The organism is Aeromonas sp. FDAARGOS 1407, assembly GCF_019048725.1.
Taxonomy (GTDB): Bacteria; Pseudomonadota; Gammaproteobacteria; order Enterobacterales; family Aeromonadaceae; genus Aeromonas; species Aeromonas enteropelogenes.
On the sequence record NZ_CP077399.1, the window covers coordinates 45,293 to 60,387 of the forward strand.

A 15,095-nucleotide genomic window follows, 5' to 3' on the forward strand; every position below is an offset into this window, starting at 1 on the left:
CAATCCGGAGCCTGCTAAGCCAGGCTCCGCCACACAAAGCTACGACCATAAAAAAATCCGAAACATGACGTTTCGGATTTTTTGTATCTGGTGTCCAGCCGGGCAGGTATCCCGCCCGGCCTGACGATGGCCTGCTTACTCGGCGGCCATGCGCGCTTCAATATAGGCCAGGGCGCGGTCGATGCGAGCGAGCACGCGCTCCTTACCCACCAGCGCCATCACGGCATCAATAGCCGGGGCAATTTACCCAGACCGATGACAGCAATGTGCGACGGCAAGCTTACTCAGCGGCCATACGCGCTTCGATATACGCCAAAGCGCGATCGATGCGGGCGAGCACGCGCTCCTTGCCCACCAGCGCCATCACGGCGTCGATGGCCGGGGACTGACCCAGACCGGTCACCGCCACGCGCAGCGGCATGCCGACCTTGCCCATACCCTGACCCAGCTCGGCTGCAGTGGCTTCAATCAGCTCGTGCAGCGCTTCGGTAGTCCAGGTATCCAGGGCAGCCAGCTTGGCTTTGGCCAGGGCCAGGGGCTCGGCGGCAACACCACGCAGATGCTTCTTGGCAGCCGCTTCGTCGATGGCTTCATACTCTTCGAACAGATAGCGGCTCTGGGCGGCCATCTCCACCAGGGTATTGCAGCGCTCGGCCAGCAGGGTCACCACGTCAGCCAGGGCCGGGCCATTGCTGGTATCGATCTTCTGGTCGGCCATGTGCCAGGCCAGGTGCTTGGCCACATAGGCCGGATCCAGGCTGCGCATGTAGTGGTTGTTCAGCCACAGCAGCTTGTCGGTGTTAAAGGCAGAGGCAGACTTGGAGATGGCATCCAGACTGAACAGCTTGATCATCTCTTCCAGGCTGAAGATCTCCTGATCGCCGTGGGACCAGCCCAGACGCACCAGATAGTTCAACAGGGCTTCCGGCAGGTAGCCGTCGTCACGGTACTGCATCACGGAGACGGCGCCGTGGCGCTTGGAGAGCTTGGCACCGTCGTCACCCAGGATCATGGAAACGTGGGCAAACTCCGGCACCGGCGCGTTCAGCGCCTTGTAGATGTTGATCTGGCGCGGGGTGTTGTTGATGTGGTCTTCACCACGCACCACGTGGGTGATCTCCATGTCCCAATCGTCCACCACCACGCAGAAGTTGTAGGTGGGGGCACCGTCGGTGCGGCGGATGATGAGATCGTCGAGCTCGGTGTTGGCGAACTCGATGCGGCCACGTACGTGGTCATCAAACACCACTGAGCCTTCGGTCGGGTTGCGGAAACGGATGACGTGGGGGGCGTCGGCCGGGTGATCGTGATCACCATGGCGGCACTTGCCGTCGTAACGGGGCTTCTCGCCGTTGGCCATCTGGCCTTCGCGCAGCGCTTCCAGACGCTCCTTGGAGCAGTAGCACTTGTAGGCGCGACCGTCGGCCAGCATCTCGTCGATCAAGGCGTTGTAACGATCGAAACGCTTGGTCTGATAGTAGGGGCCCTCATCCCAGTTCAGCTCCAGCCATTCCATGCCCTCGATGATGGCGTCGATCGCCTCCTGGGTGGAACGTTCCAGATCGGTATCCTCGATACGCAGCACGAACTCACCGCCCTGATTCTTTGCAAACAACCAGGAATAGAGTGCGGTACGGGCACCGCCGACATGCAAAAAGCCGGTCGGGCTGGGAGCAAAACGGGTTTTGACTTTCATCTTTAAGCCTTGTGTAGAGGGCCTTGGGCCAATTCGTTAAAAAAACCGTCGCATTTTAGCACCGACAATGACGGATGGGAAAACCATGAGGACGCCGGACAAGAAATAAGCGGTCGATAGGACATGCCCATCAATCTTTGAAGAGGATCGCAAAACCGTTCAGTTTTTTCCGCTTTGCTAGGCAGCATTGCTGGAGAAGCCTCCCGCCCTGCCGATAATTCAAACAACTTTCCACGTCACAAGGAACGCACGATGCAGTTTCGTTCTATCCAGAATCGTATTCTGGTAATGGCCGGGATCGCCATGACCACCGCCCTGGTCATCCTGATCCTGCTCAACCACTACTCGGGTCAGCAGACCCAACAGCTGACCATCAGCTCCAGCCGCGCCGCCCTGCAACAGGAGGCCTGGCAGAAAGTCAGCGCCAACGCCCGTGCCGAGGCCGCCACCATCACCCAGCTGCTGCAAAAGGGGCTCTCCTACACCCAGCAGATGGCCAGCGCCCTCGCCCTGCAGCAGGAGGGCAAGCTGCCCCTGACTCGCCAGCAGGCCACCGATCTGCTCAAGGCCCAGCTCGCACTCGAGCCGCAACTCTATGGCGCCTTCGCCGGCTTCGAACCAAACGGCTTCGATGGCCAGGACGCCAGCTTCGTCGGCCAGAGCGCGCTCGGCAGCGATGACAAGGGTCGCTTCGTGCCCTATTTCTATCGTGACAAGGATCAGATCGGCACGGATCTGCTGCTCTCCATCGAGAAAACCGACCCCGACGAGTTCGGCAATCCGGCCAACGACTACTACTCCTGTCCGAAACGGGAGGGACGCTCCTGTCTCATCGATCCCTTCAAGGTGGACATCAACGGCCAGCAGGTGCTGGTCAGCACCATCACCACCCCCATCATGGTGGGTGGCCAGTTCAAGGGGATCGCCGCCCTGGATCTGGCGGTAGACTCCATCAGCCGCCAGGCCAAGACCCTTAACAGCAACATCTATGAGGGCAAGGGCGAGACCCTGATCGTCAGCGCCGCCGGCGTCATCACCGGCACCAGCGGGGATGCCAGCCTGCTGGGTGGGCGGGCCGACAAGGTGCTCGGCCAGCAGTGGCAACAATATCTGAAGCCGGAGGTTCAGCGTCAGGAGCTGAACGATTCATTCCGGATCTCGGTGCCCATCATGGTGCCGGGCATGGCCCGCAACTGGGCCATCATAGTCACCCTGCCCTACAAGGTGGTGCTGGCGGGCGCCGATCAGCTGGAAGCCCAATTGAGCGACATGAACCAGGCCGCCATGACCCAACAGCTGGTGGGTGCGCTCATCGTGCTGGTGCTGGCGCTGGCCACCATGCTGGTGATCGCTCGCAGCATCACGGGCCCCATCCGTCAGATGGTCAGTCTGGTGGATGACATCGCCGACGGCGAAGGGGATCTCACCAAGCGCCTCACCACCCGCTCGGTGGACGAGCTGGGGGATCTGGCCAAGGGCATCAATCGCTTCATTGACAAGCTGCAGGGGCTATTGGGCGATGTGCTGAAAACTGCCAGCGAGGTGAACCGTCACGCCGGTGACACCGACCGCATCGCCGGCCAGACCGACAACAACCTGCAGCATCATCAGGCAGAGATGGAACAGATGCTGACCGCAGTGCAGGAGATGTCCTACGTCAGCCAAGAGGTGGCCACCCACGCCAACAACACCGCCGACTCGGCCAAGCAGGCCCAGAGTGCGGCGGATCAGGGCAAGGTGCGCTTCCAGCAGGTGATCCAGTCGATGCACAAGGTCGCCGCAGAGGCAGGGAAAGGGGCCGAAGTAGTGGAAGGGCTGGCCCACGACAGCGAGCAGATCACCAGCATCCTCACCGTCATTCAGGGCATTGCCGACCAGACCAACCTGCTGGCGCTCAACGCGGCCATCGAGGCGGCGCGCGCCGGCGAGCAGGGCCGTGGCTTTGCGGTGGTGGCCGACGAGGTACGCAAGCTGGCAGGCAACACCCAGCAGGCGGTGCAGAACACTCAGGAGCTGATCGAGAAGATCCGTCACAGCTCGGCCAACGCGGTCAATGCCATCAACCAGAGCCAGCAGCTGACCCACCAGGCGGTAGGCGAGGCGGATCTGGCGGAAGAGGCGCTCGGCAGCATCTATCAGGCCATCTCCACCATCAACGACATGACCTACCAGATCGCCTCCGCCGCCGAGGAGCAGAGCTCGGTTTCCGAGACCGTCTCCGGCAATCTGTCAAAAACCAACGCACTGGCCAACGACATCGCCCTGGATGCGACCGAAACGGCCAAAGCCAGTCAGGCTCTGCGTCAGGCCGCAGAGCGATTGCAGCAATTGTTGGGACAATTTCGTCTCAGCTGATAATTTTCCTCTCACGGACTCTCCCCCTCGGGGGCGAGTCCGTTTACCATAGGCAGCGTATTTGCCTGATGGCAGGCAATGTAGTGAGAGGTAAATGCCGTGCCCACCCCGGACCGTCGCCCACGTGGCCATAACAGACGAGCCCAGCAGCGTCGCCAAGACGAATCACAAGGATCCCTGCTCCATCGTATCAATGCCGCAACCCTGCCTCTGCGCCAGCGCATCGGCCAGGGTATGAGCCGCTTCGGCCAACGTAGCCAGGGACCCAAGGCCACCAGGTTCAAGCTGAGCAGCCCGCTGCCCCGCAAAAACACCATAGGGCTGCTGATCCTGACCCCGCTCTGGTTGCTGGTGCTGGCCTGGGAGCCGGCCCCCAGTGCACCAACGGCGGCCCCGTCAGGTTCACTCGACATTCCCCTTGCCGTCCCCAGCCAGGCACTGACCGTCGGTAGCACCTCTTCGGCAGTTGCCGCCAAACCGGCGGTGGAAGAAAAGGTCAACGGCACCTGGTTGCAACACGAAGTACAGGCTGGAGAGACCCTCTACTCCATTTTCCGTAAATTCGAGCTGCCGGGGGTGGAACTGAGTCGCCTCATCGCCATCGAAGGGCCGGATCGTCCGCTGACCCGGCTGCAATCCGGCAAATCGGTCTTCATCCTGGTGGACGAAAATCGTCGCATCCAGCGAGTGGAAATTCGCTCTTACGGCCAGGCCATCTATCGCTACGATCGGCAGGGTGAGGGGTTCGCCCTCAAGGAGTAAGAGAAGCGGGAGGCCAGGCCTCCCGTTTTTTTATGCCGTATTCCCTCAAATAAGCCGCTGACTTCACAATATTTTTAGCTTGTTCAAAAAACGAAAGGGGCAAAATTGACAAGGGTAGGTGCTAACGTACAATCGTTTTTGCTTTAGACAGGGATTGTTCTGCGTGCTACTGGGACAATGAGACGTGGTCAGTCATGAGCCAACCCCTGCAGCAAGGCAAATGCAGCCCCACCGGGCTTAGTTTCATATTGTTATAGATAGGATTTAGCACATGTCTGACATTCGCACCGGCCAGGTCAAATGGTTCAACGAAACCAAGGGTTTTGGCTTTATCGAGCAATCCCAGGGTCCGGACGTATTCGTTCACTTCTCCTCCATCCAGAGCGCGGGTTTCAAGACCCTGGCTGAAGGTCAAAAAGTCCAGTTCACTGTGACCCAGGGCAAGAAAGGCCCGCAGGCCGAGAACGTCACCGTTATCTAAGCCCGTGCCAGCGAACCCGTAGGAGGAGCCGCCGCCCCTCCTATTTTTTTGCCCGTCGTTTTCCGCTCCCCCACCACGGGTCATGATCCCGTACCCTACGACCAGCCACGTACAAACCCGGTTTGCAAAAAACGGGAAAGCCAATCTGGGCAAATGCCAGATACGAGAAATCATCGCAGCGCGATGTCATTGATAAATCAGAAGGAGTGGCAAGACTTCGAGGAGAGATTGGAGCGGGAAACGAGACTCGAACTCGCGACCCCGACCTTGGCAAGGTCGTGCTCTACCAACTGAGCTATTCCCGCAACAGGATGTCATTTGCAAGTGATTGGAGCGGGAAACGAGACTCGAACTCGCGACCCCGACCTTGGCAAGGTCGTGCTCTACCAACTGAGCTATTCCCGCAACGGAATGTCACTTACACATATCTACTAGAAACTGTTTGGAGCGGGAAACGAGACTCGAACTCGCGACCCCGACCTTGGCAAGGTCGTGCTCTACCAACTGAGCTATTCCCGCAACAGAATGTCATCTGCAAGTGATTGGAGCGGGAAACGAGACTCGAACTCGCGACCCCGACCTTGGCAAGGTCGTGCTCTACCAACTGAGCTATTCCCGCATCGGAATATCACTTACAAATTTTTGGAGCGGGAAACGAGACTCGAACTCGCGACCCCGACCTTGGCAAGGTCGTGCTCTACCAACTGAGCTATTCCCGCAACATTAGGTTGTCTTGAGGCTGGCTGATGATTGGAGCGGGAAACGAGACTCGAACTCGCGACCCCGACCTTGGCAAGGTCGTGCTCTACCAACTGAGCTATTCCCGCATCGGGCTGGTTTGCACCAGTGTCATCATCAAATTTTGGAGCGGGAAACGAGACTCGAACTCGCGACCCCGACCTTGGCAAGGTCGTGCTCTACCAACTGAGCTATTCCCGCAACTACCTTAAAACAGACCGTACAGCATTTGGTTGCTTGCGCTACTGTACGGGAGCCGAATTATAAGAGCAGTCATTCCAATTGCAAGGGCTTTTTTGTCTGGTTGCGCGCGTTCGCTCAAAAGCTGGTCGAACTGTCGATTTTAGCAACCAGAGCGGGGCAATCCCTTGCCTGGGCATCAGATCTTGAAGACGTGGCTGCGGTAAAACTGCAGTTCGGCAATGGATTCGCGGATATCGTCCAGCGCCTGGTGGGAGCCGCTCTTCTTGAACTGATCCAGCAACTCCGGCTGCCAGCGGCGTACCAGCTCCTTGATGGTGCTGACGTCGACGTTGCGATAGTGGAAGAAGGCTTCCAGATCGCTCATGTGCTTGACCATGAAGCGGCGATCCTGACCGATGCTGTTGCCGCACAGCGGGCTGGTGCGCTCCGGTACCCACTGGCGAATGAACTCGAGGGTCTCGGCGACGGCTTTCGCCTCGTCGTGCTGGCTCGCCTTGACCCGGGCCACCAGACCGCTCTTGGTGTGGGTATTGACGTTCCAGTCGTCCATCTTGGCCAGCTCTTCGTCGCTCTGGTGGATGGCGATGACCGGCCCTTCGGCCAGCACATTCAGATCCTTGTCGGTGATGATGGTGGCTATCTCCAGCACCACATTCTCTTCGGGATCCAGGCCCGTCATCTCCATGTCGATCCATACCAGGTTCTGCGCGCTGACTGTCATGATTGCTCTCTCAAGTTGGGAGGAATGGCGGAATTTTGCCAATTTGCATGTATCATACTGGCTTTGGATCTGTTCATAAACTGGCGAATCGAGTGGCAAAGAAAGCAAAACTCAATCTGGGTCAACAAAGGCGCGTCCAGGCCAACCGCGAGCGTCGGCTGCAAAAAGAGCACACCACAGAGGTGGATGACACCCTGTTCGGGCCGGCCATCGAGGGGGTGGTGATCAGCCGCTTTGGTCAGCATGCAGACGTAGAAGCGAGCGATGGCACCATCCACCGCAGCAACCTGCGGCGCAGCAGCATCAGCAGCCTGGTGTGCGGCGACAAGGTGGTGTGGCGTCCCGGCCTCAATGCCGCGACCGCCGGCGTCATCGAGGCGGTGCACCCGCGTCACTCTGTGCTGACCCGGCCGGACTTCTACGACGGGGTCAAACCCATCGCCGCCAACATCGACCAGATCATCATCGTCTCGGCGGTGATGCCCGAGTTCTCCACCAACATCGTCGACCGCTATCTGGTGGCCGCCGAGGATGTGGAGATCCAGCCTCTCATCGTGCTTAACAAGGTCGACATGCTCGATGATGCGGCCAGAGCGCGCATCGAGCGCCAACTCGAAACCTACCGCAAACTCGGTTACGAAGTGCTGCTGATGAGTTGCGAGAGCGGCGAAGGGCTCGATGAGCTGAAAGCCGCCCTGACCGACAAGATCAGCATCTTCGTCGGCCAGTCCGGGGTCGGCAAGTCGTCGCTCACCAACGCCCTGATGCCGGGGCTGGATGTGCTCACCGGCGAGATCTCCGAGAACTCGGGGCTCGGCCAGCACACCACCACCACGGCGCGGCTCTACCACTTCCCGAGCGGCGGCGATCTCATCGACTCCCCCGGGATCCGCGAGTTCGCCCTCTGGCATCTGGAAGCCGACCGCATCACCTGGTGCTTCGTCGAGTTTCGCGACTATCTGGGTGGCTGCAAGTTCCGCGACTGTACCCACAAGGACGATCCCGGCTGCGCCCTGCGCGCCGCGGTCGAAGCGGGCGCCATCAGCGCCGATCGCTTCCACAACTACCACCGCATCCTGGAAACCATGCAGGAAGCCCGTCACGGTCGCCAACAGGCACGCCTGTGACCCTGTTTAACCTACGTTGATGATGAATATGAGCATTACTGACAACCTGAAAATTGCCGGTCAATACTGTCTGCCCAAACACGCCCTCTCCCGCCTGGTCGGCAAGCTTGCCGCCGCCGAAGCGGGCAACCTCACCACGAAGGTGATCGAGGCCTTTATCAAGCAGTACCAGGTCGACATGAGCGAAGCGCTGCACGAGAGTCCGGCCCACTACAAGAGCTTCAACGAGTTCTTCACCCGCGAACTCAAGCCCGGTATTCGCCCCGTAGTGGAAGACGCCATGACCCTGGCCCTGCCGGTGGATGGCACCGTCAGCCAGCTCGGCCCCATCAGCCAAGGCCGTATCATCCAGGCCAAGGGCCACGACTACAGCGCCCGCGAGCTGCTGGGCGGTTATGAGGATCTGGTGGCGCCGTTCAAGGATGGCGACTTTGCCACCATCTATCTGGCGCCCAAGGATTACCACCGCATCCACATGCCGCTGGACGGCGTGCTGGAGAGCATGGTGTTCGTGCCGGGGGATCTCTTCTCGGTCAACCCGCTCACCGCCGAGAACGTGCCCAACCTGTTTGCCCGCAACGAGCGGGTGGTGGCCACCTTCCGTACCCCGCACGGCCCCATGGCGCTGGTGCTGGTCGGTGCCACTATCGTGGCCAGCATCGAGACCATCTGGGCCGGCACTATTGCACCAAACAAAAGCGCGCCAACCAAAGAGAAGAAGGTGGTGCGCTGGGACTACACCGGCGATGAGGCCATCACCTTGCAAAAAGGTGCCGAGATGGGTCTGTTCAAGCTCGGCAGCACAGTCGTCTGTCTGTTTGGTCCGGGCATGCTAGCCGGTTTCGAGCCCCATCTGGCCAACGGGGTCACCACCCGCATGGGTCAACCCTTTGCCAAGCTGGCGGAGCAGGCATGAGCGATCAACCAGCTTCCCAGAAGAACAACCCGCTGCACGGGCTGACGCTGGAAGCCATCGTCACCGCCCTGGTCGAACACTACGGCTGGGAAAAACTGGGGCAGGAGATCAATATCCGCTGCTTTACCCAGGATCCCAGCATCAAGTCCAGCCTGAAGTTCTTGCGCAAAACCCCCTGGGCACGGGAAAAGGTCGAGAGCCTCTATCTGTACGTCCAGCGCAAGCAGGCCAAAGCAAAGGAATAACGCCATGGCGTTCAAGATTACTTACACCTACAAGAAGCAGGCCAGGGAGATCGGCTACGCCAACGACAAGTTCAACAGCATCTATGATGCCGTTGCCGCCGCCGAAGGGATCGACCTCGCCAGCTTCCATGCCATGGAGGCTCAGCTTGCCCAGGTGTGCCGGCGCGACAAGAAGAGCGTGAAGGATTACCGCGAGAACTACTTCAAGGAGCTGGGCTTCTCCAACATCGTCATTGAGCGGGATCCCCAGGAATAAGTACCCGGGCGCGATGCCGGGAACCTTCAAAAAACAAAATGCCGACCCCGGGGTCGGCATTTTCATCTCTGGCGCCAGGACACATCAGGCGCGGCTCAGATAGTCCGCTTGCCCCACCCACTTGTAGCTGGTGAGCTCGGTGAGCCCCATGGGACCACGGGCATGCAGCATCTGGGTCGACACCGCCACTTCGGCCCCCAGACCAAACTGGCCGCCGTCGGTGAAACGGGTGGAAGCATTGACATAGACCGCTGCCGAACCGGCACCGTTGACGAAACGCTCGGCATTGGCCAGATCGTTGGTGAGGATGGCGTCCGAGTGGCCGGCATTGTGCTCGCGCATATGGGCCAGCGCCTCGTTGACGTCCGTCACCAGCTTGATCCCTAGCGTCAGCGACAGCCATTCGGTATCAAAGTCCTCGGCCCCCGCTTCGCGCAGCTGTTCGGCACCGGCCAGCAGAGGCATGGCCTCCGGGGTGGCCACCAGCGCCACCTTGCGCTCGTTCATCAGGCTCACCAGCTGAGGCAACAGACGCTCGGCAATCTTCTCGTGCACCAGCAGAGTATCGAGGGCGTTGCAGGCGGAGGGACGCTGCACCTTGGCGTTGTCGATGAGGGGCAAGGCACGCACCAGATCGGCACTCTCGTCCACGAAAATATGGCTAATGCCGAATCCGCCGATGATGACTGGGATGGAGCTGTTCTCCTTGCACATCTTGTGCAGCCCGGCGCCACCGCGGGGAATGATCATGTCCACGTAGCGGTCGAGGCGCAGCAGCTCACCCACCAGAGCCCTGTCCGGGTTGTCGATGTACTGCACCGCCGCCTCGGGCAAACCTGAGGCGGTCAGCGCGCTCTGGATCACCCGCACCAGCTCCAGATTGGAGTGGAAGGTCTCGCGGCCGCCGCGCAGTATGCTGGCGTTGCCGGTCTTGAGGCAGAGGCTGGCGATATCGATGGTGACGTTGGGGCGTGCCTCGTAAATCACGCCGATGACGCCGATGGGCACCCGGCGACGGGAGAGCCTCAGGCCGTTCTCCAGTACCCTGCTGTCGATCTCGGCACCGACCGGATCGTCCAGGGTGATCACCTTGCGCACATCCGCGACTATCCCCGCCAGCCGGGCCGGATTGAGCAACAACCGATCCAGCATGGCCTCCGACAGCCCCGCCTCGCGCCCAGCGGCGATGTCTTTCTCGTTGGCAGCCAGGATCTGGGCGCTTCGAGCCTCCAGTTCGTCGGCGATGGCAGCCAGCGCCCGATTCTTCTGCGCCGTGCTGACGGTGGCCAGCTGATAGGCGGCCTCACGGGCCGCCTGCCCCATTTTTTCCAGACTCATGACTGTTCCCTTCTGTTTATGCCGATGCTGCGATCACAGCAGCACCATATCATCCCGATGAATGGCCACGGCGCCATAGCCGTAACCCAATACCTGTTCAATCTGGTCCGAATGGACGCCCTGCAGCTTGTCGAGCTCCTGATGGTTGTAACGGCAGATACCGCGCGCCAGCTCGGCGCCCTTGGGTCCCAGGATACGCACCACGTCGCCGCGCACGAAATCCCCCTTGACCGCGACGATCCCTTTGGGTAGCAGACTGGAGCCTTTCTCCTGCATGGCGGCCACGGCCCCCTGATCCACATGCACTTCGCCGTGGGGAGGGGGGCCAGCCAGGATCCAGCTCTTGCGCCCTTCCAGCGGCGTGGCCAGGGCCGGGAAACGGGTGCCGATACGCTCGCCCCTGGCGAGGCGCCCCACTACCTCCGGCACCTGGCCGGTGGCGATCACCACGTCGATACCGGCACGACGGGCCACGTCGGCCGCCTGCAGCTTGGTGGCCATGCCGCCGGTGCCAAGGCCGCTGACACTGCCGCCCGCCAGCTTGCGCAGAGTGTCGTCTATGGTCTGCACCTCCTCGATTAGTTGGGCATCCGGGTTGGTGCGCGGATCGGCGGTAAACAGCCCCTTCTGGTCGGTAAGCAGGATCAGCAGATCCGCATCGGCCAGGATGGCAGCACGAGCCGAGAGGTTGTCGTTGTCCCCCACCTTGATCTCGGCGGTGGCCACGGCGTCGTTCTCGTTGATGACCGGAATGATGCGGTGATCGAGCAGAGTACGCAGGGTGTCGCGGGCATTGAGGTAGCGTTCGCGGTCCTCGAGATCGGCACGGGTCAGCAGCATCTGGCCGATATGCAGACCATAGAGGTTGAACAGATCCTGCCATACCCGGATCAGCTGGGTCTGGCCTATCGCCGCCAACATCTGCTTGTTGGGCAGGGTTGGCGCCAGTGGCGGGTGCCCCAGATGCTCACGCCCGGCGGCGATGGCCCCCGAGGTGACGACGACGACGCGATGGCCGTGACGGTGCAAGGCCGCACACTGTCTGACCAGCTCGACCATATGGGCACGATTGAGCTGGGAAGACCCCCCTGTGAGCACACTGGTGCCCAACTTGACGACTATGGTTCTGTTTTCCATGGGAGCATAAAGGCTAAAAAGTAAGGAATCCCTTTATACCCACGGCCATCAGGCCCTGCAAGGCAATTAACGTCGGAAGAAGGGGCGAAAATCCGCGAAGGGGAGGACAAGAATAACCCTGCGAGGGAATGAGTCCCTCGCAGGGTATCGGGGATCAGGCGGCGGTGACCGCCAGTTCATTGGTTACCTGCTCGGCTGGCGCCAGGTGGCACTCAAGCACGGTCAATCTGTCCACCAGGAGCTTGTAGAAGTGATTGAGGGTCCGTTCCACTTCTGCCTGGTGTTTCTTGGGGACGGATTTGTCGAGCCACACCCCGTCGGCATCGTAGAAACCGAGCTGATAGTGATAACGGAAGTGATGGTCATCCTGCTCCAGTACCAGCCACCAGCCCCAGAACTCCCGCTTGTCCGGTGCCGGCTTTGCGCTGACACAGACGGACAGACAGTCGAAACGATAACGCCCCTCTTCACACAAATCCTCGCGCAGATAGGGGCCTATGGCAGCGAATTGCCTCAGCAGTCGCTTGTAGGTCACTCTTTCAGACATGTTAACCTCCCTGTTAAACAAGCCGCGCCACCTTGTGATGGCATCAGATTTTTAGCGCGACATCAGACACACAGATGTCGTTTCAACCACTCGACAATCTCCTCCATTGCCTGGTCATACACCTCCAGCAAGGGTTGCTTGTCGAACACGACCGCCTTGCCATTGCGGCTGGCCGCCGCCAATGCCCGGACATCGCTCTCGGGACAGATGAAATCTTTCTTGTGCCCGATACTTAATATCGGCACCGAGGTGCGAGTCCCCAGCAATCCTTGCGTTTTGAGTGAAAATACCTGGCACTTGGTGCGCATGGTATCCCACTGGGCTGCATCCTCTCCCAGCCGGTTGGCCAGGCTGTCTCGCATCATGCGAGGGCATTTTGCAAAAAGCTCAGGACTGGTGAATACCTGATTGACCCCCGCCCCCACGCACACCACGGTACGCAGCTTGAAAGGCTCGATGAAGGCCAAACGCGCGGCAATATTCCCTGCAAGGCGCATGCCTACCATGGCGATGCGCTGGTGATCGACCCAGGCCACCTCGGAGAGATACTGCAGCACCGCCTGATGGAGGCGACTGGTGTCCTGCACCAGCGGCCAATGTTCGGCATAGCCGATCCCCGGCATGTCCAGCGAGAGCATGCCGATGCCGTTGGGTTCCAGCCGCTTGAGATAGAAGGCGAGGAAATCGAGCTGCAGGGAGTCGATCCCACCGCTGATGATCACCAGAGGCACCGGCTTGTCGGTGGTCGGCAGGTGCAGATAGCCCTGAATATGCTTGCCGCGAAACGGCACCTGGATCTCTTTGAGCGGCACCTTGAACAGCCGGCCCGCCTCGCGATAGGCCATGTTGCCTAAAAGCTGGGCTTGATCCGCCAGCTCGTCATTCTTGAGGTGGGGGTAGCTGGCGATGGAGTAGTAGCGCACCGCCTTGAGCAGTTGCTTCAGCGCAGCCGCCGAATCTCCCTGCTCGCGCAGTTCGCGTCCCCGTTTGAAATAGGTGCCGGCCACCTGGCTCCACTCATAGATCCAGTTGCCCGGCACATAACCCTTGATGGTATCGAAGTAGCAATCATGGGTTCGCTCCCCGGTCGCCATGGCGATGCGCGCCAGGGTCTGCTCCACTTCGACCGGATCGGCGCCCTGCCAGGCCCAGGAAGGGCGCCGCAGCAGACGATACCAGCGATTTGACAGGGAGCCATCGATAAACATCTCCTCTGACTCGCCCTCTTCCGCCGCCGGACTGGTATTGGATATCTCGGAAGTCTCCAATACCTTCTTGACGCGGGTAAACAGTCGGTCGGTCAGGTTGAGGTCGTCGTTCAAGTCCAAGGTAAAATCTCATTCATGATCAGGCAATGGTTCATCTTAACCAGATTTGTCGTCACACAGCCACCCCAGGCCCAATTGACAGACAAAAAAACAGGGCTCCGAAGTGGAGCCCTGTGAAACTGTTATTTTTCGTCGCAGATTGGCGTGGTGAACTCCAGCGCCATGTCCCAGGGTTGTTCAATCCAGGTATCCTGCGGAATGGCAACCTCGAAGTCATCTACCAGCGGCTCGCCCATCGGCTTGGCGAAGATGGTGATGAACTTGGCGCGGGGATAGAGTTCGCGGATCGCCTTGGCTGTGCCACCGGTATCCACCAGATCGTCCACCACCAGCCAACCTTCACCATCCCCTGCGGTGGTCGCGGCCTTGACCACCACCAGCTCGCGCTGGTTGTCATGGTCATAGCTGGAGATGCACAGGGTCTCCACGTTGCGAATGCCGAGTTCACGGGCCATCAGGGCAGCGGGCACCAGGCCGCCACGGCTGACCGCGATGATCCCTTTCCACTGGCTGACTGGCAGTTGACGACGGGCCAGACGGCGCGCTTCACGTTGCAGGTTGTCCCACGATACATAAAACTTCTTCGGCATGTTATCGATCTCGAATAGTTATTTAAAACAATCACTTAAAATGATGGTAACCGGGACGCTTCCCCGATAACCAAGCAATGACGGCCCTTGCTCGACTGAATTCAGATTGCACTTTGGCTGCCTCAGGGCTAAGCCTCGGCAGCGGATCTATGGCAGTGGAAGCAAGATGGGCATATCCGGCGATCGGTTGCATGGAGTGCCAACACCGCGGACAGGCTGTTGGGCCGGTATGATAGCACCGTTTGCAGATAAAATGACTGGCAAACGTATGCCAAATGAAGGAAAGATCGTCCAGATTATCCCCAGATGACTCATATAAAGAGCCAAATGACCAAGCGACTACCCGTCCGGTTGACGCAAAATCCATCACAACGCCAAACAGCAGATAAAAAAATAGCAGGGAGGAGGATTTACCTCACACACCTGCTGCTTTCTCGTCATGCCTGTTTGTCACAGGCGGGTTGTCCGTTTGTTCGGACAGACCGTCTTAGCGACGGGTGACGAAGGGGTTAGGGTAGCTGAAACCCTGGGTATAGAGAGACGGGGCGAACCAATAGGTTGAGTTGCTGCCTGGCATCTTTAAACTCCTGATTGCTTAACAAGTTACGTACCTTTAATGCGGGCTCAAATCCTTGAACGAACACTCGGTTCCAT

The 15,095-nt window shown here is 59.6% G+C and carries 13 protein-coding genes, 7 tRNA genes and 1 pseudogene; 7 read left to right on the forward strand and 14 right to left on the reverse strand.

Annotated elements, in window-relative coordinates; translation table 11 throughout:
• Positions 1-280 precede the first annotated feature (280 nt).
• Positions 281-1,696, reverse strand: coding sequence for a glutamate--tRNA ligase (gltX, locus tag I6L37_RS00205; protein ID WP_216992992.1), 1,416 nt, complete (start codon positions 1,694-1,696; stop codon positions 281-283).
• Positions 1,697-1,948: 252 nt separating this feature from the next.
• Here gltX and I6L37_RS00210 point away from each other — a divergent pair, with 252 nt between their 5' ends.
• The 3 genes from I6L37_RS00210 to I6L37_RS00220 all read left to right on the forward strand — a co-directional run bounded on the left by I6L37_RS00210 (position 1,949) and on the right by I6L37_RS00220 (position 5,294).
• The gene (locus I6L37_RS00210; RefSeq protein WP_216992993.1) at positions 1,949-4,051 is read left to right on the forward strand and encodes a methyl-accepting chemotaxis protein; all 2,103 of its coding nucleotides are present in this window, start codon (positions 1,949-1,951) and stop codon (positions 4,049-4,051) included.
• A gap of 99 nt (positions 4,052-4,150) precedes the next feature.
• The gene (locus I6L37_RS00215; RefSeq protein WP_216992994.1) at positions 4,151-4,813 is read left to right on the forward strand and encodes a LysM-like peptidoglycan-binding domain-containing protein; all 663 of its coding nucleotides are present in this window, start codon (positions 4,151-4,153) and stop codon (positions 4,811-4,813) included.
• Between the two features lie 271 nt (positions 4,814-5,084).
• A complete protein-coding gene (locus I6L37_RS00220; protein WP_005297820.1) occupies positions 5,085-5,294 on the forward strand; it encodes a cold-shock protein in 210 nt (69 codons plus the stop codon).
• A 229-nt stretch (positions 5,295-5,523) separates the two neighbouring features.
• Here I6L37_RS00220 and I6L37_RS00225 read toward each other — a convergent pair.
• From I6L37_RS00225 to orn, 8 genes are all read right to left on the reverse strand, one after another.
• Positions 5,524-5,599, reverse strand: a tRNA-Gly gene (locus I6L37_RS00225).
• A gap of 24 nt (positions 5,600-5,623) precedes the next feature.
• Positions 5,624-5,699: transfer RNA gene (locus I6L37_RS00230), tRNA-Gly, on the reverse strand.
• 38 nt (positions 5,700-5,737) lie between these two features.
• Positions 5,738-5,813 (reverse strand) — tRNA-Gly (locus I6L37_RS00235).
• Positions 5,814-5,837: 24 nt separating this feature from the next.
• Positions 5,838-5,913: transfer RNA gene (locus tag I6L37_RS00240), tRNA-Gly, on the reverse strand.
• Positions 5,914-5,937: 24 nt separating this feature from the next.
• Positions 5,938-6,013 (reverse strand) — tRNA-Gly (locus I6L37_RS00245).
• A 32-nt stretch (positions 6,014-6,045) separates the two neighbouring features.
• Positions 6,046-6,121: transfer RNA gene (locus I6L37_RS00250), tRNA-Gly, on the reverse strand.
• A gap of 36 nt (positions 6,122-6,157) precedes the next feature.
• Positions 6,158-6,233 (reverse strand) — tRNA-Gly (locus I6L37_RS00255).
• A 178-nt stretch (positions 6,234-6,411) separates the two neighbouring features.
• On the reverse strand, positions 6,412-6,957 hold the full coding sequence (orn, locus tag I6L37_RS00260) for an oligoribonuclease (protein WP_216992995.1): 546 nt from the start codon (positions 6,955-6,957) through the stop codon (positions 6,412-6,414).
• A gap of 92 nt (positions 6,958-7,049) precedes the next feature.
• Here orn and rsgA point away from each other — a divergent pair, with 92 nt between their 5' ends.
• The 4 genes from rsgA to I6L37_RS00280 are packed head-to-tail and all read left to right on the forward strand — an operon-like array spanning position 7,050 to position 9,501.
• A complete protein-coding gene (gene rsgA / locus I6L37_RS00265; protein ID WP_216992996.1) occupies positions 7,050-8,084 on the forward strand; it encodes a small ribosomal subunit biogenesis GTPase RsgA in 1,035 nt (344 codons plus the stop codon).
• A gap of 28 nt (positions 8,085-8,112) precedes the next feature.
• The gene (asd, locus tag I6L37_RS00270; RefSeq protein ID WP_216992997.1) at positions 8,113-9,000 is read left to right on the forward strand and encodes an archaetidylserine decarboxylase; all 888 of its coding nucleotides are present in this window, start codon (positions 8,113-8,115) and stop codon (positions 8,998-9,000) included.
• Positions 8,997-9,245, forward strand: a complete 249-nt coding sequence (locus I6L37_RS00275) for a VF530 family DNA-binding protein (RefSeq protein ID WP_019839449.1) — start codon at positions 8,997-8,999, stop codon at positions 9,243-9,245. Before asd ends, I6L37_RS00275 begins: the two co-directional genes overlap by 4 nt.
• 4 nt (positions 9,246-9,249) lie before the next feature.
• Positions 9,250-9,501: a DUF2960 domain-containing protein gene (locus I6L37_RS00280; RefSeq protein WP_042028274.1), complete on the forward strand. Its 252-nt coding sequence runs from the start codon at positions 9,250-9,252 to the stop codon at positions 9,499-9,501.
• Between the two features lie 84 nt (positions 9,502-9,585).
• On the opposite strand, the pseudogene I6L37_RS00285 reads toward I6L37_RS00280, so the two are convergent.
• From I6L37_RS00285 to gpt, 5 genes and pseudogenes are all read right to left on the reverse strand, one after another.
• A pseudogene (locus tag I6L37_RS00285) lies at positions 9,586-10,857 on the reverse strand (glutamate-5-semialdehyde dehydrogenase); the annotation flags it as partial.
• 15 nt (positions 10,858-10,872) lie between these two features.
• Complete coding sequence (gene proB, locus I6L37_RS00290) at positions 10,873-11,976, reverse strand: glutamate 5-kinase (protein ID WP_061477127.1); 1,104 nt, start codon at positions 11,974-11,976, stop codon at positions 10,873-10,875.
• Positions 11,977-12,130: 154 nt separating this feature from the next.
• Positions 12,131-12,523, reverse strand: a complete 393-nt coding sequence (crl, locus tag I6L37_RS00295; protein ID WP_216992999.1) for a sigma factor-binding protein Crl — start codon at positions 12,521-12,523, stop codon at positions 12,131-12,133.
• Positions 12,524-12,585: 62 nt separating this feature from the next.
• Positions 12,586-13,851 (reverse strand): esterase FrsA, encoded by a 1,266-nt coding sequence (gene frsA / locus I6L37_RS00300; protein ID WP_124239573.1) that lies wholly within the window; start codon positions 13,849-13,851, stop codon positions 12,586-12,588.
• A gap of 122 nt (positions 13,852-13,973) precedes the next feature.
• Positions 13,974-14,441, reverse strand: a complete 468-nt coding sequence (gene gpt / locus I6L37_RS00305; protein WP_026457557.1) for a xanthine phosphoribosyltransferase — start codon at positions 14,439-14,441, stop codon at positions 13,974-13,976.
• Between the last annotated feature and the right edge of the window lie 654 nt (positions 14,442-15,095).